Origin of the sequence: Taishania pollutisoli (assembly GCF_014518315.1) — a bacterium.
Classification (GTDB): Bacteria; Bacteroidota; Bacteroidia; order Flavobacteriales_D; family Crocinitomicaceae; genus Taishania; species Taishania pollutisoli.
This window is the reverse complement of the sequence record NZ_JACVEL010000001.1, coordinates 217,429-239,191: the sequence shown is the minus strand read 5'-3', so window position 1 is coordinate 239,191 and position 21,763 is coordinate 217,429. Positions and strand designations below refer to the sequence as shown.

Sequence of the window (21,763 nt, the reverse complement as noted above, 5' to 3'; positions counted from 1 at the left end):
ATTAATTGTTTCTTTTTCGCATAGATTCAGTATGCTATTCGAGTAGAATCAGATATTAATTATGTGTCGTTTTACATATATTTTATGTGTACCACATAATCACTACTTATCAGTTCATCTTTGAGAGATTTGACCACGCCGGTCCATGTCTTAGTATCATATCCGGTCTTATTCGTCTCAGACAGTAAGAATTTACTATCGCTTACTTTTTTTATTGACATGAAATGGGTGTCTGTTGCTATTAAAACAGCACCATGACTCATAACCATTTCTTTTATGTCTGATAGTTGCTTTTGATCTCTGATTTGATATTCATCTACGTTATACCTTGCTGCATTACGATCTATCGTTGGTTTTGCATTTAGACCAACACTATCTAAAGCAGTTCCTAATATTGCGATTCCTACTTCCCGCTCTTCCCGTTCATCATCATCGTAATTCATATAATCTGACAGGTCTAAAATATATTGATTTTTCATTACCTTTTTAAAGTAATTAATCATAGGTTTAGTTATATTTTTCCCGACTAAATCACCGTCATTATATAGCTTTTCAAATTGTTTCCATATTTCCAATCCGTCCTTTTCTTTTAATAACGATATTGACCAACCTCCACACAATCCTCCATAGCTGTCTATTTGACTTTTTACGCCTATTTTATCAGAAATAACAGCTTCGACATCATCTTGTGTAACAAATTGATAAACCGGTAATGTCGATTGGCCCGATTTCATTTGCACTGCCTTCGCGCCCATCACATCCGCTTCTTTCTCCAATCCCATATCATCATTTACGTTAACTTTCCCTTTCATCTGCCGTGTTGGTTTCACACGTCCCTGTTTTTGTTGTACTACGTGCCAGGCTTCATGCGGGAGGTGTTTTTCCTGCCCCGGTGCTACATGAATGTCCGTTCCCTGGGCGTAAGCATGTGCCTGCAAGGTGGCTGGCTGTGACGAATTGTAATGTACTTTTACATCGTTCATGCTGTATCCGGACAGGTTTTCAATGCCACTTTTCAGGTTGTCAGGCAAACCCGTGTTATTGGGTTGACGTTGAAGTGTTTCTTCTTCTTCTTTTGTTGCTAATTGAGTTGTTTCAAACTTCCCTTGTAACAGTTCTTCCTCACGCGTAGACTGTTGTTGGACTGTTTTGCCTTTATAAGCCTGAAGAATGGAACTGTGTGCTCCCTGATTCTTTGCTTTTGCCTGAAATGGAGCGTCTGTCTGCTGTTTTAACTGTTGTGCTGTTGTTTTCATGAGCATTATTTTTCGAGTTCTACAAAATAATCCATCGTATTCCGTGTAAAAGGCTGCCAATCGAGTAGTGGAAGGATACCGGTTTTATTTGCTAATGCAGCACTACGGAATTCAAAAATTCCACCATCCTTCTGTTCGCTTCCTACTTTTTCTGTTTTACTTCCCAATTCTCCAAGGCTTTCTAATTCTTTTCCGGTTCCTTCATCTTCGGTTCCCTGGTAGGTCGATTTATATTCTTTATGATGTGCTGCACTGAGCAAATCATATCCAAAACGAATAAATGTAAGCCATTTTTCACGACTTGGACCAATCGGTTTTCGATTGGTCATCTTCTCATCTGTCCAAACTTTTCCAATCACAGGCTTGTTGCTTTCACCATGATCTACCCCTGCGGCAATGAGCGCATAACGTACCCAGAGTGCCGGATTTTTCTTGAAAAATAACTGCTCATTCTCTGGGATCATTTTATACAATCGTGCAAAATCGGTTCGGGCGAGTAGTGAACTATCTGCAATTTGTTTTGGATAGAAAATAGCTTGTTCTCCATTGCTTATATAGGATCCCATTAAAATAAACAGCCCTTTGAGTTCATCGCTCATAGGTGTCACATCAAAAGGCGGATAATTGGAAAGGTCCCCCACATTGTTTTTATGGCTTTTGATTGTCTTTTTGGTATGATTAAACATCGGATGTAAGTCCTTTGTTCCCTGTTGATTCTCCAATTCCGGAATTTTCCCCAGGCTAATTCCCGCAGTTACCTGTGGTCGTGCTTCTAATTCATTTGGAAGTGGTTGAACGACAAATTTTTCATGGAAACTATCGTTTGTGGCAGTACTTAAACGGAACAAATTTCCTCCGGAATTATTGGCTGCCCGAATGATCTTGGCTCCCAGGACGGTCATATATGTCATACGGCTAAACAACTCTTGTTTCCCTGGAACATTGGCATCTACAGGTGGATGGATAATGAATTCCATCTCCGCTTCTCCGCCACCAGCCTCGTCTGCTTCGACTTTAAAACCTGCTCCGTCATAAATAGCTTCTTTTTTACTCAATGGCCGGAGATTGGGGATTTCCCCTTGTTTTCCGGATTTTTCCCAGATTTTTACAGGAGTATAATCCCAAATTTTCCAACCTGTTTCGAATTCAAACCCCAAAGCTCGTTGTACGACAGGTTGCAATTGAAAAGAGGCAGTGGCTTGTTGCACCGGATTCGTTGTTGGTAATGCGTGTGCAAAATTACCTTGCATTGCCTTCGCGCCCATCACATCTGCTTCTTTCTCCAATCCCACATCATCGTTTACGGGAACCCTTCCTTTCATCTGCATTGTCGGTTTCACCCGCCCTTGTTTTTGTTGCACCACGTGCCAGGCCTCGTGTGGTAAGTGTTTCTCCTGACCCGGTGCTACGTGAATATCTGTTCCTTGCGCATAGGCGTGTGCTTGTAAGGTAGCTGGTTGTGACGAATTGTAATGCACTTTTACATCGTTCATGCTGTATCCGGATAGGTTTTCAATACCACTTTTCAGGTTGTCTGGCAAACCCGTATTATTGGGTTGTCGTTGAAGTGGTTCTTTCTCTTCCGTTGCTAATTGTGTTGTTTCGAACTTTTCCTGAATGGGTTCTTCTTCGTCTATTCCCATTCGTTGGGCAGTATCGAATTTCCCCTGCAATAACTCTTCCTCGTTTACTGATTGGAGTTGAGCTGTTTTATCTTTATAGTTCTGAAGAATGGAATCATGCGAACCCTGATGCTTCGCCCTGGATTTAGACTGAATCACTTGCGTCCCTTTTTTGTTTTTGATAGCTGTTCTCATCCCCATTTTATTTATAGCTTTCAAGTATCAAGTATCAATTATCAATTATCAATTATCAATTATCAATTATCAATTATCAATTATCAATTATCAATTATCAATTATCAATGTTCAATTATCAATGTTCAATTATCAATGTTCAATTATCAATGCTTCGTAGTAAGAAATTCTATTACCAACATTTGATAATTCATACTTGATAATTACACTCATTCCCACTTTCAATTCATCATTCAATATTCACTCCGCTCACCTCCATTTCACGTGTATTGTCTTCTCCATCCAACTGAACTTCGTCGTGCGGAAATTCCAGGGTACGGCATCCAGAAGCATATCAAAGGCTTTCGTTTCTACAATTAATTCAATGATTTCTCCTGTGTCATCCAGTTTCCCTTCCCGTTGTAAAAATCCTTCCCGCAGTCCGTCAATGGTTTTCACTTTGTTCCAGTGTTGCACAACACCTTGTAGCATACCATCCGCTGTTTTCATTTCCTGTTCGGTCAATTCAACAGAGCGTGGCAACGGAATACCTGTTTTGAAGCCGGTTAACAACTTGTTGAGTTGTAATTCATACTCTGGAAATTCGGTCGTTTTAAACACTGCGTATTGCATCAGGAAAATAGCCCTGATTTTTGCATCCCGGTTTTTGAAAGCACCATTTTCCGTTAATTGCAGCATACGAAACAACTGTGGCAGAAAGGGTGCCAGCAGGATCAATCCGGCATTGCTGATGAACGACAGCGGTTGCTCCTCTCCTTCGGAAAGGAATTCTTCCTCCCTTTTTTCCGTTTCGCCTGTCAGTATTTTTTCTTCTGAATCCGTAGAAAGCACAAGGCTTTTTTTCAATAAGTCGTTGCGTAGCGCTAATTTTTCCAGGTGATCTTGAAATAGATCCTGTTGCTGTTTATCGGTTAATTGATTGAACAGGAACGCTATTATTTTATGCAGAATAGCGGCTTTATTGAGTGATGCATAGTTTCCTGACATTCGTAGCAAGATCAGTAACAATTGCCGCTTGTCAATTGTCTGTTTTAACTGTGTAGAAATAAACTGACGCAATTCTGCTTCGATTTGGAGCAGTGGTTCTGCAAAGCGGACAAAATCGGTGTGTTGTGCCAACCTTCGAATCCACACCGCCAGTTGCTTGTCGTCTCCGAAATAATGGATCAACAGGCGTTCTGTTGCTGTTCGTTCAGCTATTTTATCAGGTGTTTCTTCGGAAATTTCCGGGATTACTTGTTGTTGATTGTTGTGTTGCTGCTTCTGAATCATTTCCTGATAGAGCATTTTCAGAAGATTGATTAGTTCAAACGGTAGCGTGATTCCATTTTGATTGGTTTCAGTATAAAAAAACGCAATCAGCTCTTCGGTTTTCAGGTTGTGGTGTGCTGCCATTTTCCGCAGAACCTGTTCTACGAAATACCGTTTGTTGAATACCTGCTGGTGCGGTTCCAGTATAACTGCATGAATGAACTGCCATTTCAACGTGCTGAAATTTCCGGATGTTTTTCCCTGCAGCAAGCCTTTATTTTTTTGTTGCTCAATGGCGGTTGCATAGGACAAAATAAAAGGACTTTCCGCCTGATACAGTATACGAATGAGCTGACGGTGTTCTTTTTCCGATAACTGTTGCAATAATTTGTTCCTGCCTGCTTCGTTTTTTAATACTGCCAACCATTCGTTTCTCACTTCAAAAGAGAGCTCTTGTTTTTTAGATAAAGCACGAATAATGTCGGGAATACTGCTTGCAGATGTACTCTTGCGGATTTCTTTTTTAGCTTTAAGACGAAGGTACAACTCTGAGAAAATATGTGCCAATTTACGGTCTGTCACAGCAATGGTTGTATCTGTCATCAAGTAGTACAACAAGTCAACCAGTTTCAGATTGTAATGCCCGGCCACTTTTCTCAATACCCGTTCAACGAACTGATGCCGGTTGAATCCTGCCCCTGTGTTTTGCAGTAAAATCGGGAATATAATCTGCCATTTTACCAATCGGAATTCACCACCTGCTTTTCCTTGCAGCATTCCTTGTTCTTTTTGTTGATCCAATTCTTTGGCGTATGTTTTAACAAAAGGATGGTGTTGAGGCGCCACTGTTTCAACCAGTTTCAGAATTTGTGATTCGCGTAGCAAGCGAAGGAGTAAGTAATTTCGATCACTACGCAATAATTTTACAAGAAGGGTGCGTTCCTCCGGTAGAAATTCAGGTGACATACGCTCTGCTGCTACCAATATCGGAATCCATTTCTTCCAGTTACTGTCTCCACGGATGCTGTGTGCTTCTTCCTTTTTCAGCATTCTCAGCAACTTCAATAGCTCGTTAGGAATGGTAGCTCCCTGTTGATTGTTCAGCAATAATAGTTGGAGCAATACAGGGTACGTGATGAGGTACCGGTTGGCCAATTGCCGGATCGTTTGTTCCAGGAAACTTTTTTTATTGAAAAAATAACTTCTGTTGGTCAGTAAATAAGCATAGACGACCTGCCAGACAGCCTGGTAATGTGGAGTTCTGCTGATTTGTGGAGAACGGAGTTGCTGGTGTTTGGATTGTACAAAAGTGATATATGACAAAATGAAATGACTTTCTCCCGGTGCTACGAGCCGGACTCCTTCTCTTAAAACGGTTTCATCAAATTGGAAGACAAGTCGTTGTTGAAGACTGGTGTAATGCCCGTAGGTTTGCAAAAATGTTCGTAGCGCGTTACTTTCTGTAGCCGCTACTTCCAGAAACAGTGTGTTCAGATCAGTCCTGCGGGAATCGGCATTCCACGGAAAGGAACCGTGCAGCAGGAAATAAAACAGCAATTCCGATTTGCTTTTTTGTACCTTTTTCTTTCTGACAACAGTTGTTTCACGCCCATAGAGTTGTTTCAACAACGCATTTTCAAGTTGCTCCTCATATGCAGGTAAAAACCGGGTTTCAAAATCAGCTTCACGAATGGCTCCCAACTCAAGATCAAGCACATCCAATTCCACCAACAAAGTAGCATCATTGTATTTTTCCAATACACGCTCTGTTGCCCGTTCCAGCCGGGTTGTCCAGTAATGATCCCAGTCGGCATAGAGTGAGCGGAAGAAAGATTCATCTTCTCCTGAAAAATTCAACGCTATTTTCTGTACCTGATTCATTTAAATGTGTTTGGCGGATTTTTCGATGTATTGCAAGAAAAAATTCAACGCTCCTGCGTAATAAGACAAATTTCTGTCTCCCTGACCGGCAAGTGCTTTTCTCCAGTTGAAATATACCGTATGAAAGTTCTCCAGTGCTTCAGGTGAGACATAATAAAGTGTCAGTTGCAGGTGTGCCGGGAGTCGTTCCCGGATCAGTTGCTCCAGTTCTTTACGCTGTAATTGTTCCGGAATAATAATGGAAACCAGATTCTTGTTTTCCCCTTCCGGGTCGAGTAATAAATGTTCCACAAAATAAAATGCCTGCTGATATCCGTTTACTTTCATCCGGGTTAAAAGCGCTATAAACAGGTGGGCGGCTTCGATGAGCTTTTCTTTGTCTGAGCTGAACAGGCTCATATTGATGATGACTTCCCGTTCCGGATGAAAGAACAATAACAGGTATTCTTCTGAAGTTGCTGCAATTTTATAATTTGCCGGATCTGTTCCGTACTTTAAAAAACTTTCAGGTATGACTCCATACCATACCAGGTTGATGTGGAAATGAAGTAGTTCAAAGGATGTTTCCTCGTAGTAGTGTACAGGCTCTTCAGAGAGCGGCAGATTCTCTATTCCTCTTTGTTCCCGCAGTTGGTCCAAAGAGGTTCCAAGCAAAAACCGGTATCTGTTGAAAAACAAATCATCTGTGATGACACGTATGTGTTTGTTGTACAGGTGATGGCTTTGAAAATGTTCTTTCTCTACTTCTTCCAGAATCTGTTGAACAACCGGGATGCTATGTGGCTCGTTGATATTAAACGAACGAAAACGAAATTCATTGAGTTTGGGGAGCGATTGCAATAGTTTCGCCCGCTTTTGATTGAGAGCAGCAAGGTCTTTCTTTCCGAACAATGTACGTGTATTTTCTCCGTACAGCATGTCCAACAGATTCAGGTACCGGAATTTCTGAGACCGGTAAAATTGATCCTGTTTTTCCTGTTTCGTAACAAGGGCTTTTTTGGAAAGATCAATGATGTGTTCTCCTTCAACAATGTGTACATCAGGAATCCGCTCTTCCGGAAGCTGCTCAGACAGTTCAAATAAGGTTGCTGTGTTTTGTGCCTGTTGCAACTGATCTGCCATCAGGTGATCGAAAATGAGCAGGTATGCTTTCAGCTGCAACACTTTTAGCTGGTAATCTTTGTCTTCCGGATGTGGAATTCCCCGTTCCCCGATTCCGTAATTTTCAGGAAAATCGTATTGAATAGAATGGTAATCAGGGACAAATGGTTTTACAGGATAGCCTTGTTCCGGAGAAGGATCATCAAAGAGTGGAAACTCGTAGGTTGGTTTTTTCGTGTATTTCCGTTGTTCATACAATTCTCGTTTTTCCAGTTGCTTCCAGTCGTAATAAATCATTCCGATATTTTCTCCGAGGTTGCGGTACTGGTGGTAGGTTGCTTTAATGGTGTCTTCAAGCTCCGGTTGCGGGCCTGCAGCTGCAAATTGCTCATTCGGAAGGATAAACATGTCATAGTGACGGGTTTGTTTATTGAACCGGATCGACAATCTGCTTAGTTGATCTGAATGTTTTTTGAGCAGCAGCTCTTCATAATCTTCTTCTGTTACAATACTTTTTCGGGTGTGTTCTTTGCTATTCTCAGTTGTTGTAAACAGGTCAGTTCTCGGAAATAACCCCTTTTCGGCGTAGTTGTTTTCATGTGTCGAGTCGAACAGGTAATTTTCCAGGGGAAACCGGAACCGGTAATGTAAATCATACAATGCATAATTCAGGTAATCGGAAATAGTAATTCCGGGGTCGTGAATGTTAAAATCCGTCCAGACCTTTCCGCTTAACTCTTCCAGCCGTTTCCGTGTTGTGTCCTGGAGTTCGCTGTAATAGTTATCGTCCTTTTTACGCTTTTTCAGAAATACTTCTCTCATATTTGTGCAGGTATGATATGTGACAATCGATCGCTAAGTTTTTCCAGTTTTTATATTGCAACCGCGATTTGATTTGCAGGCGGTACGATTGATTTTTTTGTCGGTGCCAGCGCAGTTTTAGTTTATGCCCCCAGAACCCGTAGTGGGAACCGATCGGTTTTACCTTTTTTTGGCTTCCGTAACATTGAGTAGCCCATGCCAGAAGTACGGCATATTCCCCCGATCCCTTTTCTCCGCATATCGTAGCGACAATTTCCATGGCGTACATGCCATTCAGGTCTTCGGTAATATCGTGCCATTTACCATCCGCTTTTAATGATTCTTTCAGTTTATCTGACACCGGAGTTCCTTTTTTAATGCCTTGTATTTCAATGTCTCCGGTGACAATGGTTTTCGGAGAAGTAAGCAAAAGCGAAGGCGTGTTTCTTTCCGTTGTCGTATGATTATCTGCTTTTTTTCGTTCGATTAACAAGTCTTCTGTCTCGTTGATCGCAAATACCCACGAAGGTTCCGCTCCGGATTGCGGGCAAAAGGACAACAGTACATTGCTGTCGTTCTTGGGGGCGAGTTTCAAGCCATCTTTCCCGTTTTTGGAATAACCGTCATCCAGGATGTTGACAGAAGAATCAATCAGATCCTCAAACTCCTGTTGGGAAGGTCGCTTTCCGTTGCTAAAAAAATCTTTCAATATTTTTCTTCCGCGTACAGCCATATCATTTGTGTTTTTTCTTATTGGAAATAATAAAGTTTTTACCGATGCTCATTTCTTCGATTCCGAATTCATCCGGGATAATATCATTGTCCCAGTAGAAGATATGATCATCCGATGGAACAAGTACACCATGTGCCTCTGAGGGATGAATTACGTAGTTTTCATAGAACACTCCCGATTTTTTACAGATGAAGTCATGCAGCATGAATTCCCCGTTGTTTTTTTCAATCCGGATGGCCGAAAAATCAGAGATGGAGATCAACGTCCCGAATTCTTTTATAATCGCGTCGTGCATTTTTTCCAGGTTAACAGCATACCCGAAGAGCGGTAATTGATCCATGTATCGCCAGGGGGCGATGAATTCATTTATTCGTTGTGCCAGCAATTTTCGTCGCTTTACTGAAAAATATCCCTTTAATTCGATTCTGCAACGAATAATAATTTCTTCATAAACAGGATTGAGAATTGTTATTTCCTTTACATAGGAAGAAGCCAGGTTTCGGATATAGCGTTCGATGTTAAACAGTAAATGCGGAGGTGTCAGCGGATGTATTTTCCTGTCAGCCATATTTTTTTCAGGTAATACCACAATGTGAAGTGTCGCGTCCGATCCTTTCCTGTTGACAATGCATTTTGCCTTTGCAATTTCCGGAAATGCTTGTATAATTAACCGTTCATAGTCTCTTGGAGTAACCGCTCTTCCTTTGTGCGCGGCATATTCAGCCATCCGCATCAGTTTTTTATGCGCATCTTCCCCGGACCGGCCATCGTAAAAAGGAGTAATTCTCCTGATTTTATTCAGCCCCGGAATGAGGACGTCTTCCGTTAGATCTCCTGTTTCACAGTTCACAATCAGGTCTTCCTGTTCGTATTCAGGAAGTATCATTTCCAATTGTGCAGCATTGGTGTACACCGCTTTGATATCCGGGAAATTGACATCATCTACATCGTTGTACCCGATGCGTATCCAGAGTAGCCCATTGCTGTCAAACAATTGCGGGGAAAGGGTTTCGGGAAGTTGCATCTGCATACATCCGCTAATGAGCAAAGCAATCGTTTCATCTTTTCGGGTAAACGAAAGGGGCATCCGCTCCCAATAATGCGGGTTGCCAATGTACAACCTGACGTGTCTGATTTTTTCCCGTTGCCGGCGAATGGAATCTTGTTGCAGATCCTCATGTTCGTTGGCATAAACATCAAAAAACAAAGTCAGTAACATGTTTTCCTGAACGTTTGACAACGCCAGCAGCAAGTTGCGTTCCTGCATTTCCGGGATAAACGAAACAGTTTCAGGTACATCATGACCACTCACAGCAATTTCATCCAGAGGAATGATGGCAGAAACGGAGGACCTGCTTTCGTCTGAATGTGTGCGTATATCAATAATTTCCTCTGCTTCGTAATTGAGTGAAATCCGTTTCAATACCGGTTGAACAGGAGGTTGAATCGAAGGATATTTGTTCTTTTTTCGGGCATTTCTCAGCATCTGTTCGGTAAAGATTCTCCGGTAGACACTTTCTCCGAAGCCCATTTCAGGATTGGAGAGCGAAAAATTTAAAAATCCGTTCCGGGATTGCAGAGAATAGCTGTATTCCTGCTCGTCGATGGTGATTGTTGCCATTTTTTCAACATCGATGGGACCTATGCTGCTTGTTGTTGCGAGCAAATCGGTCCCTTTTTCGGAAGCAAACAACGGAAATTTTGTTCTTCCCCGAACAGGCTTCCATTGAAAGTCAGATAAATAGTTGACGGCTAATTCAAATGAATGATTGGCAATGTTTTTTTGATAATCTGAATAATGTCCTTTCAACCCGGATGGATGTTCCGGCAATTGTTCCCATTCAAAGTTGAGGGTAACGGTTTTTGTCGGCTTGATATTTATCTCATAATTTCCCACCGTGAACCAGGCGCCCCGTTCTGTCGTCATTCCGAAAGGTACAAATGGCTTGGAGTTGTCAATTTTCCCGAGCTCATTGTAAATTTGCAGGTTGGTGACATTTTTTACTTCGGACCGGAGCTTAATATGGCTAAGCTGAATCATTTCCAGTGAAGCATTGACGTAGTCGTCGGAATCGAGATTCAGACAGACATTTAATGCCGGATATGCGGATTGGAATGAATGAACTTCGTACGAACAAGGTGTAAGGGCAGGAAAAGAATCCGGAAGAGTGAACAGGACTTTTAGTTTTCCACGTTCTTTTTTGACCATGTATTCAGGGATATATTCCCAGCCGGTTTCTGTACTGATGTATAATTTGAATGCAGAGGTGAGTGTACTGTTTTCACTTACTTGATCATTCCATTGATCGTTACGGGGATAAAAGGTAACTTTTACGGTGCGAACTCCCTCTCTCAGCACCAACAGAGGAGAGCTGATCCGGATGCCGATTGTTGTATCTTTGTTTTTATACGTTGTAATCTGGTCGTTCTGAAGTTCCAGTTCATTTAACCGGATGGACTTAATGAACGGAGAATCGGTGGCAGGGCGTTTGTCTTTGTTGAAGTGCAGTAAAAACAGTTTTTCGAGGCGTACATTGTGTACCTCTGCTTCTTCTGTCAGTTGGTAATAATAGGTTTTATTTTTTTCCCTGCTGACCTTGAACCGGGTGTTTTCAGGAATGACAACAGGCTCTTGTCCGTTGTTTTCAAACACCACCCATACCTTGTCTCCGATAACCGGAAGTGGTTGAACTCCCAAAACAGACCGGAGGTACCATTCCGGGTATTCCTGCCAGCGAAGATTGAATTGTTCGGCAGTTTTATTCAGGTTTTCAATGAAATTGATCAGAACACTCCAGGAAGGTTCCGTTTCTCCTTCTGATAGTCCGGCGTGGTATTTTTCGGCAATGGTCATTCCATCCCTCCAATCGGTCAGCAACGCATCAAAATAGGTTTCCGGCAGTTGATCAGAGAGTTTTCCTGAATAGTAACGAAGGAAAGAAGCAATCATGACAGACCGGTTCAACAACGTTTTGACGTTGTTATCCAGTACCGCAGGATATCTTAAAGATTGAATCCTGTCAGATCTGCTATGTCTGTTTAATCCATCCATTGTTCAGTTTACTTATTAGCGTATACTTTCTTTAAAGTAGAAAGGAAATACAAGGTTGTCCGGTGTATTTGTTGTTATAATTGTATAGTCCAGGTTGATCCATAAAATTCCTTCCAACGCATCTTTGATTTCTACTGATACCTGGTTCAGTACAATGCGGGGTTCTCCTTTTTTAACAGCTTGTTTGATGGTGTCCGTAATTAATGTTCGTTCCGAGAGTGTCATTTTTGAGAACACCCATCTGCGAATGTTACACCCGTACTCCGGACGAAAAATGCGTTCTCCCTGCGTGGTGGAAAGTAAAATCCGCAGACTTTCCCGGATATCGGTATTGCTTTCAACCAGCCTGACACCTTTTTTTTCAAACGCAGGGGGAAATTCCCAGCCAATTCCTAAAAAATCGTTGTTGTTCATCATCCTCCAATCATTACAGTAAAACATCCCAATACAATTGTTCCGCCATGCGCACATGTATCACCCATGCGTGCAGCTGGCTTCCCGCCGATCAGAACCGTGGCAGAACCTTTCACGATGCTGTCCGGCGGACCGGTACAAGTGCATAGATCTCCCATGACGGATGCCGGCATTTTCCCGATCAGTACGGTCGGAACACCCGGTCCCGTTACCGGTCCTCCGACATGCGGAATAGGAGGGAGTCCCGGAGTAACCATCGGGCATATGTGCATATCTGTTATTCGTGCTGCTGGTGGCATAGAGTGTTGTTTTATTTAGTTATTAATTATCAATGGTTCAATTATCAATTATCAATTATTAATGGTTCAATGATCAGTTATCAATGGATAAATTGATGATTGAAGTAGTTATTTTTAGTAAAATAGCGATTCGGTTGTTTTGTTATTGCGGATCAATTGATCATCACCATGGCACCTTTGACAACGGTTTGTCCTCCGGCGGATAATTCTGCGGAAGCGCTTCCTTTTCCTGTAAAGGCAATATCTGCCTTTGCTTCAATATTTGCTCCCTGAATGTTGACAGCAGACGGGCCTTTGATGGCCACTTCCGTTCCTGCTTCAATGGAAATATTCGTTTGTGCTTTTAATGTCAGACTTTTGGAAGATTCTATTGAAATACCGCTTGTTGTCATGGCAATTTTATTGCTGTTTTGATCCGTAAGTGTAATGCTCTTTCCATCATCGCTGATCACAAGACTATTATTCCCGGGTGTTTGCAGGGTAATTACCTTTTTATCTTCGTCAAATTCAAGTTTCAGTTTTGATTTGGTGACAATACTCCGTATTTTATTCTCCTTTTCAATTGTATTTGCGGGAGCCTGGTTACTGCTGTATACACTTCCCAGGACAACCGGTTTTCCCGGATCATTATCAAAGAATCCGATGACCACCTCGTCACCGACATCCGGGATAAAGAAAGCTCCGTATTGCTTACTTGCCCAAAAGGTGGCTAATCGTGCCCAAACCTTATTGACTTCATCACTTTTAAAGAGTGGAATCTCTACTTGTATGTTGTACTCTTTGGATGGATCTTCTTCTATCTGCGCTACTTTCCCGATTTGAAGTCCACTGATCTTGTTCGAGTTATCATTGGATTCTGTATTCTTAGAGCCTGCTGCTCCCGTTGTATTTTCATCCTGGTACCCCATGGAAGCTGTGGTTTGCCAACTTCCGTCTTTGATTTCATGCTCAACAGCACCGCAGAATGCTTTTCCATCCATGTGTTTACTCACATTTTCAATAGAAACCATACATCCGGCGGTAATGACAGCGGTACCTTTGCAGCTGATGTCGCCCTGTACCCGTTTGAGTGTTTCTTCCAATAATTTGGCCGCTCCCCATTTTTTCAGTGAATCATCATCAATGTATTCACTTGTTTGCAGTGTTAACTCGTTGCTTCCTATTTTTTCAGCCAGTTCATCTGCCGTGAGGCCTCCCTGGTCATTATCCGTGACGGTGTTGTTGTCCACACTGACACTAACGAGTTTTTGTTCTTTGCTGTTCCAGGCGAGTACCTGTACTTTTGAAAGCTGTTTGGAGGCCTGCATTTTCCCTTTGATCCCGATAATGTTGTCACCAAATGAGAATGTATAGACAGGACTTGCAGATACATCCGGCTGATCAATCGTTGCTTCTTTTCCTTCTGTTATGATACAAAACCCACTGATCCGTGCACGCTGAAGCATAAAATCCCAATCGGAGGTATTGTACTGTGGTAGTTCTGTGTGCGTAGTGGAGGTGCTGCCAATGGTTGCACTGACCGGTTGATAATTTCCGGCGATGGTCGTGATCACTTTTTGATCGCTTACATTGGAAAAAACAGTGGTTTTAGGTACAATCGTTGCCGGGTAAAAATAATCCCTGCATTCGATTTTCAGTGTCGCTTCTCCCTTTAGTTCAATTTCCAGTTGCTGGGAAATGATGATTCCTTCAAAAATACTTGCTTCGGTAGTTGTATTCAAGTAACCTGCTTCGATACGAATGGAATTTCCGGGTGTAAACTCTTCATTGTCGCTGTCCGTGTCTTCCCCGCTTTCAATGGTACTCCATGCCTTGAAGGTCAATTCCGCTTTACCGATTTTATTAACTTCTTTCCGTACCCAGACGGAAGACAACCTGTATTTGGAATCCAACTGATTCCCATTGATATAGATAGCTACGGTAAGAACTCCTTCTCCCGGTTGTTCATCGTAGACTGAAAATGCTGTAAAACCGCTGCTCTGACTCATAGGCTGTTATGTTCGTGATTTGGAAGGAAACGCAATGATTGTCCCGGGTAAAATACCGCGAATACTGTCCAGACCATTTTCCATGGCTACGTCGGCGCAATAGGAAGCATCTCCATAGATGCTGTCGCAATAATCGGCGAGGGAATCTCCGGAGGTAAAGGTGACGGTACTTGCCGCTTGTGTGTTTCCTGTTCCCTGGGAAGAACTGCTTTCAAATGATCCGACGAACGACAAAGAAATTTTCACTCTTAACGGAGTCCCGTCCGGCGCAAACAGACTGTAATCGTAATCAATTGACTCGGCTCTTCCATGGAAGATGAGCGTTCCCCAGACGAGTACCACATAACCGGGTTCTTTTGACTCTGTCTGGATGGTATAGACGGCCGTTTCGAGTTGTTCAATCCGTTGTAAAATGGAAGAACCGTCGCTGGCGGGAATAGCTCCGGTATCGTCCATGTAGATTTCGAATGACAGGGTTGAGGGTTCGTGATTTTTGTACCGTGAGATGTACTCATCACTGACCATGGACTGAATCTTTTCATAGGAAATCTTTTTCCCGATCTTCACAGATGCCGGATTGATTTGCGTGACAAACCCGGCACTTCCTCCACTGTCATAGGCACTGGTTATTTTGATTTTATCAGCCATCAACGTTCATGTTTTCGTATGTATTCCCGATGCAGATAATCTTTCATATCTTTCATCAATTCTTTTTTCAATTGTATCAATTCATCCTTGCGAACAGTATCTTTCACCTGGTTTTTAACCACGGTTGTTTTCACCTGTATTTCTTTAATGACTATTGGCATGGCACCCGCTCAATTGATGTGTAAGTTAATTCCAGCGTTTCGATCAATACATTGTTTTTTTCAGCGTCCAGCGGTTCAGTTTCCCACTTTACAGGGTAGGCATTGTGACAGTTCCATGAATAAACAGGAGTTCCGTCACTTCTTAGTAGATTAACGGTAATAGAGATGGTTGAAATCGGGAAGGAAATGCTTCCGTTAAAAAAAGAAGACAGCCACTTAACATCATCCCGGTTGAATGGTTTTAAGGCTCTTTTTAATACCAGATTGCCGTGTTTTATATTTTTTGGAACTACATATACGGCGTCGTTGTTTCCTCCTTCCGAAATTGTTTCCGTTTCGAGTTCGGTTGTTAACCCCGATACCTCTTTAAATGAAAACTCGGTTCCCTGCATGAGTACCTGGAAGTAGAATGCAACAGGCAGATCCCAATTGAATGTAGCAGCCATCTTCTTTTTTTATCTATTTTAACTATTTGCGATTGTGAGACCTTCGTGTGCGACCTCTATGGTTTCTACAGCGACTTCATTACCATCCGACTTCATATCTGTCCCGGTAATTTTAGTCGGCCATGCATTGTTAAGTGTCCAGACCATTGTCGGATTTCCGCCTTCGTCCAGCAAGCTGATGACAACGGTTTTCCGTTCAATGGTATTCATGTTGATTTGACTGAACCAATCCCAGAACGCATTGTCTTTCACGAACACACCTTTTTTCAGCGTTACGTTTCCTGACTTTTTGATTCCGGGCATTTTAATAGTCGAAAACTCTTTGCTGTTACCGTGGCGGTACTCAATAATCTGTGCTTCGATATCCAATCCGGAAACTTCCTGGAAGGCCACTTCCGTATCTCCTAATTTTACCTGAAAGTAAAACTTCGGCAACGGCCATACATTATCTTGTGCTTCTCCTGCCATAATTTCTGTTTTTTAATGATTATTAATTGAATGAATTAGCTTTTCTGCATTTGTTGCTGGAACGTGATTTCAATGAATTCCGCCGGACGGACAATTGCAACCAGTACCGTGATGCGCATGATTCCCTCCAGTATATCTTCAGGAGTCATTGTTTCTCCCAGTCCGATGTGAACACTGAACGCATCATCCGGAATTGCTCCTGCAAGTCCTCCGCGTTTCCAGATTCCGTTGAGGAAATTGTTGATCATACTGCGGACACTTACCCATGTATTGGCAGTGTTAGGATCAAAAACGAATGCTTTTGTTGCGTTTTTAATGGATTCTTCCAACATGATCATTGTACGGCGTACATTGATGTATCTCCAATCCAGTGAGTTCCCGTCCAGTGTACGTGCTCCCCATACTTTGATTCCTTCTCCTACAAAGTAACGGATGGCATTCACCGCTTTTCCGTTCAACGGTACATTCAGATCTTCCTGGTTGACATGCGAAATATTTACCGTAGGGCTGATTACATTTGAAAGTCCGATGTTTGCAGGTGCTTTCCAGACCTCTTTTGTACTGTCGACCAGGGTATAAATTCCAGCCATAGCAGAGGAAGGTGGAAGGAGGTTCAGTTGCTGTAATTTTTCTTTGATGATCGATGCATAGATCGGGCTTTGTTTGGAGAATACCTTGTGAAGTGTAATCTCTTCATTTGCATCGGTTTGTTTTTTATCGGTAATTGCCGTAACCACGCGTTGCAGGTCTGCAATATACGATTTGAGATAGATGGAATGAACACTCAACAGCGGTTTCAACGCTTCCCAACTACCAAGCAAATTTTTGAAACTGATCTCGTTTTCCGAAACGATGGAGGTGTTCAGCCATGGATAGTAAGCGGCTCCGAAATCGAGGAATTCTGTCCCGATTGCTTCCCGGAAACTTGTTACTACATCTCCGTCCTCGTGATTTCTGTCCTGATGTCCCTTGTAAACATCGAGTATGGCTACACGATTTTTCATGTCACCTCCGCAATGTCTCAGAACTGCTGTCTGAATGTCGTAGCAATCCTGTGGGTTTTCCAGGTAAGCTGCTTCAGGAACAAGTACAATCGTTGGTTCCTGTTCTTTTAATAGTAAGGAGATTCCTTTTTCCAGTTTATCTTTTTCAAGATCCTGTCCATACTTTCCTACAGAAACGATGTAGCAAGGCCCGCCTCCGTTTGCAAAGAAAAAACGCAGGTGATAGTAGAGGTTGTAGTTGTCTTCTCTGGAAAGGGTATAATATTGTGATGGAACGGATTCAATATCTATTGCTAATAACAATTCATTGAATGCCTGATCAATCTTTTTTACAGCCTCCGTTGTTGCAATGTCATCCTTCAGTGAGGCGATCAAACTTCCGGTTTCTGTTACAATTACGTTTTTATCGTCATAAACCTCTGTTAAGCTATCGCTGAACACTTTTAATAACTCTTGAAGTGAATCAACAGCTTCCTTTACTTTAGCTTTTGCATTGTCAATTAATGGTTGATAATTCTTTTCACTGGTTGTATCTTTTGCTTTTGCGGCATTAATTTTCTCCAGATCCGCCACTGTTTTTTTGACCAATGCCAGTTTCCCATAGAGGAACGTTAGAGTTATTTTAACGGTATCCTTATCCACGAAAATACTGGTGATAAGATCCGGATCACTATTTTTTTCCAGTTTGAATTCGGGTTTAGGAGCTCCACCGAAGTACTGCTCATATTCCGCTAAGGAACTGATACGCCAGGGAGTGTCTAAGAGAGATTTACTTCCGTTTTTGGCGATTTCCGTGTACCCGATAAATGCAGGTACTGCTGTTGCCACTTCTACAACGGAGTTGGGGAAAGCGTTTTTTTCAACGACGTATACCCCGGGAGTTTTCATTGCACACATATATTCATTGGTTTTAATTATTATACTGTATAAAAAGCCGTAATTGCCTGATGCGGATCGTATAGTGATGCACTATTTGGCTTAGGAATAATCATGTTGTTTAACAAAATTCGTTCTCCATATGTTGATCGTTCGACAAGACTGAATTGCGATTTGTTTTTCCTGCTGAGGTTTATTTTTTCCTTGCTGATGCAACGGATTACTTTTTCTCCGTTTTCCCAGAAGGTAAATTGAGGCGCTTCAAATTCTACCAGTTTCGCAGCGTCTATGATTTCGATAAGTTGCTCCTCTTCGAGTTTTTTTGGAAATAAAATGTATTCGTAGTACTTCGCTACCGCGCTGATCCGGATGTTGACCAGTTCCTCCTTCGTGGAAATCCGAATTTTTTTCACAAGCGCATCTTCAAGTACTTCGTAATCCGGACAATTGACATCCAGTGCCTGTGAAACGAAATGATAAGCGGGATTTGTCGGTTTAATCAGAAATACCAGCGCCTCCGAATCACTTCTCAACTCATCCCTTTTTGCTGCTGTTCCGAACAAGTTCCAGGTGTTATTCGTGCGTTTCAACTGCAGGTTATATTTCGTAAATACATACGGATCTTCCGGTTGTAATTCCACCGGAACCGGTTGTTCGTCATAGTAGTCATGACCGACACGAATCCGAAGGATGGTTGTATAGCTTTCAGATGAACTCATAAGTTGATCTCCCGTTCTTTAACTGCAGTATCCAACTGCATAATGGAATCACCATCGATTTGTAATGTTTTGACTTTACAGAGAACAGAAGGGTAGTAGGTACCACCGGAAATACTCCAGAGATTCGATAATTCCTGGAAGGAGGTATTGACCGGTTCCAGTGTATATTGAGCCCCGGACTGATCAAATGAAATGATGTGATTGGCTTGTAAAATGCGCAGCATCTCGGCAATCAGTTTGAGCGATTCGGCGTATTGCTTTTTCGGAAAGACCACGGCGATGAGAATGTAAAAATTGATCTGCCAGGATGGATTTCCGAGACTACTGTGACTTGTAGAAAGGCTTTTCCTGTTAAATGAAATTCCGGCAGAAGTATCCCGTTCAATATTGGCGATTGAAATAGCAATGTGTCCTTCTGTTGCATTGCTGTCAACAGATTGTATTTTTACAAGATCCTGTTTGAGGTGGAAAGATAACTTGATATTATCATTGAGGATTGTACTGATCTTATGTAGAATCGCTGAAATCATCGTAGTAATTGTTCTGGATTGTAGTCTTCTGCAAAAATGAATCAAAACTGATTGATGGCTGAGGGAGGAAATACCTGATTTTGTAAAATGAGTGTTTACCCTGTCAGCCTGTTATTTTTGACAGAGACAAAATTTAATCGGGATTTAACAAACTAATTATGTGCTATTCGCAGTACTAAAATCTTGATACTGGGTATTTTTATGTTTAAAATTTTAACTTTTCCTTTTAAAATTTTAACTTTGGCACGATTGAAATTACTTAGATTTATTAACATCAATAATCCAAACTATGAAATTAAGTACTACGCCTCTCTCCTTAACGGAAATAAGTGATTGCATTAAAAACTGGGAGAAAATCAGAACGACTTATGAAGGAGTTAAAATGTTCCTGAATGCGGCCCCCTCTTATGTTTTTCAGAAAAGCAATCCTGAACAAGTAGAAAACTTTCACGTTTATCCGGGCGTTCATCCTGAAACAAATGCATGTTACATTTTTCTTATTTCGGAAGACAAAGACAAGAAACAGGATAGTAAAAAAGAACTTTACGATGCAATTATCCAATGTCCGCTGGGGCAGCTTTCAAATACTCCCCCGGATACAATTCCGGAGAAAGAAGCACTACACAGAATTGAAAGCTGGGCAAAAAATCGTCTCGATTGGGCGAAGATTCAAATGAAAAGCGCAACAGGAATGTTTATGGCGTATAACATGCCGGCATCTTATGTTCAGACAGATGTTAAATACGAAACATTTTTTGCCCTGAAAGACAAAGAAGATGCGCCGGATAACCGTGTCGCAGATTTGGTGACAGTTGAATACGAAGCTGTTCACAAGGTGTTTTATGATGTGGTGCGGCCTGTTCCCCCGTTTGATTTTGCTCCTATGAGCAGTTTTTATTTGTTAACGGGTGATTTTTTAGGTAGCGAAAATTAAACCTTGCATGAGCTTTTTCAGGCTGTTGAGTTTATTGACGTCCCTGGCCCCTGTGATACTGTCACTGGGGCTGATTCTCGGGGTGTATTATTATCCTTTTTTACAATCCAGATACAGGTACTTTCTGTTGTACATGGGAATCTGCCTCGTTACGGATATCGCCAGCCGTTTTGCCGGAGCATTGATGGGTAATAACCTGATCTTTTTTGTCGTATTCAGTTTGCTGGAGTTGCTCTTCTTCTCTGCTTTTTACCGAAAATTCTTTTTTGGCAGAAACAGGGTTAAACATGTGCTCCTGACAGCCGGAGCGGCTGTATATATTTTAAGTGAGGTGTACCTGCTTTTTCAAGTTACACCGGAAGAATTTCAGATGTATTCCAAGACCTTGAGCTCGTTTGTGATTCTGTTGATGGCGATTGACTTTTTATTTGAAATTTTGAAAAAAGAGCAGATTGATCCTGCTTTATTGAAATACAATTCAGTATTCATTATTTATTTTTCCGTCAGCCTGATTTTCTTTCTACCGGTTAACTTCCTGATTAATGTGCCCGAATCCTTTAAGTTTTATTTCTGGTGCGTTCATCTGTTATTGACGATCTTGTTGTATACATTCATACTTATAGAGATATGGAAAAATGGCTCGAAGCAAAAACAATTGCGACGTGGATAATCATCGCATTTGTCGCGGTTGCCATTCTTACGTTTTCAATCATCAAACTTGTTTATGTCAATTTTAAGAAACAAGTTGAAAGCCAGTTACAGGCATCACAGCTGAAATTGGATTACCAGCGTAAATTAATCGAAACAAGTGTCATCGTCCAGGAACGGGAACGAAACAGGATTGCCGCGGATTTGCACGATTCTCTGATCGGCAAACTGACCGCGCTGCGCCTGAAAAACCAACTGCAATACGATGCCCGACAATCGGACGCAATCCTGGAAGAAAGCATTACGGAAGCACGGAGAATCTCACATGATTTAAGTCCCCCGATGCTTGAGTTCATGGAATTGGAAGACGTGGTCGTGAATATCCTCAGTGCCTGGAACAGTCACTTTTCTATTTCGTTTTACAAACGGATTTTATCAACTGCTGCCCCTTCGAGTGAATTAAAACTTCAGATTACACGAATCATACAGGAGTTGTTGACAAATACCTACAAACACGCTGCTGCAACCGGAATTTTTATCGGTTTGAAGGTGACAACAAAGAATGTCTGTATCGTCCTGCGGGATAACGGGAAAGGATTTGATGCGCAGCAGGGACCGAAAGGATTGGGATTAAAAAATATTGAATTGAGAGTGATGTATCTGAATGGTGTTTATAAAGTGAAATCGGGACGGAACGGAACGGTTTCAATTTTTGTTTTTCACCTGTAAATTCAAA

The 21,763-nt window shown here is 41.8% G+C and carries 19 protein-coding genes; 3 read left to right on the top strand and 16 right to left on the bottom strand.

Annotated elements, in window-relative coordinates:
- Positions 1-71 precede the first annotated feature (71 nt).
- The 16 genes from H9Y05_RS00975 to H9Y05_RS00900 all read right to left on the bottom strand — a co-directional run bounded on the left by H9Y05_RS00975 (position 72) and on the right by H9Y05_RS00900 (position 19,445).
- A complete protein-coding gene (locus H9Y05_RS00975) occupies positions 72-1,256 on the bottom strand; it encodes an eCIS core domain-containing protein (RefSeq protein WP_163492292.1) in 1,185 nt (394 codons plus the stop codon).
- A gap of 5 nt (positions 1,257-1,261) precedes the next feature.
- Positions 1,262-3,073 carry an eCIS core domain-containing protein gene (locus H9Y05_RS00970; protein WP_216713252.1) on the bottom strand — a complete coding sequence of 604 codons (1,812 nt, stop codon included), beginning with the start codon at positions 3,071-3,073 and terminating at the stop codon, positions 1,262-1,264.
- A 249-nt stretch (positions 3,074-3,322) separates the two neighbouring features.
- Positions 3,323-6,205 carry a contractile injection system tape measure protein gene (locus tag H9Y05_RS00965; protein WP_216713251.1) on the bottom strand — a complete coding sequence of 961 codons (2,883 nt, stop codon included), beginning with the start codon at positions 6,203-6,205 and terminating at the stop codon, positions 3,323-3,325.
- On the bottom strand, positions 6,206-8,128 hold the full coding sequence (locus tag H9Y05_RS00960) for a hypothetical protein (protein ID WP_216713250.1): 1,923 nt from the start codon (positions 8,126-8,128) through the stop codon (positions 6,206-6,208).
- Entirely contained in the window at positions 8,100-8,840 is a 741-nt protein-coding gene (locus tag H9Y05_RS00955) for a hypothetical protein (protein WP_163492288.1), read from the bottom strand. The genes H9Y05_RS00960 and H9Y05_RS00955 overlap by 29 nt, the downstream gene beginning before the upstream one ends.
- 1 nt (position 8,841) lies before the next feature.
- Positions 8,842-11,892, bottom strand: coding sequence for a hypothetical protein (locus H9Y05_RS00950; protein ID WP_216713249.1), 3,051 nt, complete (start codon positions 11,890-11,892; stop codon positions 8,842-8,844).
- Positions 11,893-11,907: 15 nt separating this feature from the next.
- The gene (locus H9Y05_RS00945; RefSeq protein ID WP_216713248.1) at positions 11,908-12,309 is read right to left on the bottom strand and encodes a GPW/gp25 family protein; all 402 of its coding nucleotides are present in this window, start codon (positions 12,307-12,309) and stop codon (positions 11,908-11,910) included.
- Entirely contained in the window at positions 12,306-12,605 is a 300-nt protein-coding gene (locus H9Y05_RS00940) for a PAAR domain-containing protein (RefSeq protein WP_163492285.1), read from the bottom strand. Before H9Y05_RS00940 ends, H9Y05_RS00945 begins: the two co-directional genes overlap by 4 nt.
- A gap of 152 nt (positions 12,606-12,757) precedes the next feature.
- Positions 12,758-14,593, bottom strand: coding sequence for a type VI secretion system tip protein VgrG (vgrG, locus tag H9Y05_RS00935; RefSeq protein ID WP_216713247.1), 1,836 nt, complete (start codon positions 14,591-14,593; stop codon positions 12,758-12,760).
- 6 nt (positions 14,594-14,599) lie between these two features.
- Complete coding sequence (locus H9Y05_RS00930) at positions 14,600-15,241, bottom strand: CIS tube protein (protein WP_216713246.1); 642 nt, start codon at positions 15,239-15,241, stop codon at positions 14,600-14,602.
- On the bottom strand, positions 15,241-15,402 hold the full coding sequence (locus tag H9Y05_RS00925; RefSeq protein ID WP_163492282.1) for a hypothetical protein: 162 nt from the start codon (positions 15,400-15,402) through the stop codon (positions 15,241-15,243). The genes H9Y05_RS00930 and H9Y05_RS00925 overlap by 1 nt, the downstream gene beginning before the upstream one ends.
- Entirely contained in the window at positions 15,393-15,848 is a 456-nt protein-coding gene (locus H9Y05_RS00920) for a phage tail protein (protein ID WP_163492281.1), read from the bottom strand. Before H9Y05_RS00920 ends, H9Y05_RS00925 begins: the two co-directional genes overlap by 10 nt.
- An 18-nt stretch (positions 15,849-15,866) precedes the next feature.
- The gene (locus H9Y05_RS00915; RefSeq protein WP_163492280.1) at positions 15,867-16,316 is read right to left on the bottom strand and encodes a phage tail protein; all 450 of its coding nucleotides are present in this window, start codon (positions 16,314-16,316) and stop codon (positions 15,867-15,869) included.
- Between the two features lie 35 nt (positions 16,317-16,351).
- Positions 16,352-18,217 (bottom strand): phage tail sheath family protein, encoded by a 1,866-nt coding sequence (locus H9Y05_RS00910; protein WP_216713245.1) that lies wholly within the window; start codon positions 18,215-18,217, stop codon positions 16,352-16,354.
- A gap of 20 nt (positions 18,218-18,237) precedes the next feature.
- Positions 18,238-18,915 carry a hypothetical protein gene (locus tag H9Y05_RS00905; protein ID WP_216713244.1) on the bottom strand — a complete coding sequence of 226 codons (678 nt, stop codon included), beginning with the start codon at positions 18,913-18,915 and terminating at the stop codon, positions 18,238-18,240.
- Complete coding sequence (locus H9Y05_RS00900) at positions 18,912-19,445, bottom strand: Pvc16 family protein (RefSeq protein WP_163492278.1); 534 nt, start codon at positions 19,443-19,445, stop codon at positions 18,912-18,914. Before H9Y05_RS00900 ends, H9Y05_RS00905 begins: the two co-directional genes overlap by 4 nt.
- A gap of 289 nt (positions 19,446-19,734) precedes the next feature.
- Here H9Y05_RS00900 and H9Y05_RS00895 point away from each other — a divergent pair, with 289 nt between their 5' ends.
- From H9Y05_RS00895 to H9Y05_RS00885, 3 genes are read left to right on the top strand one after another with little or no spacing between them, the layout of a single operon-like run.
- On the top strand, positions 19,735-20,379 hold the full coding sequence (locus H9Y05_RS00895) for a hypothetical protein (RefSeq protein WP_216713243.1): 645 nt from the start codon (positions 19,735-19,737) through the stop codon (positions 20,377-20,379).
- Positions 20,380-20,386: 7 nt separating this feature from the next.
- Positions 20,387-21,049: a hypothetical protein gene (locus tag H9Y05_RS00890; RefSeq protein ID WP_216713242.1), complete on the top strand. Its 663-nt coding sequence runs from the start codon at positions 20,387-20,389 to the stop codon at positions 21,047-21,049.
- Positions 21,007-21,756 (top strand): sensor histidine kinase, encoded by a 750-nt coding sequence (locus H9Y05_RS00885; RefSeq protein ID WP_163492275.1) that lies wholly within the window; start codon positions 21,007-21,009, stop codon positions 21,754-21,756. Before H9Y05_RS00890 ends, H9Y05_RS00885 begins: the two co-directional genes overlap by 43 nt.
- Positions 21,757-21,763 lie beyond the last annotated feature (7 nt).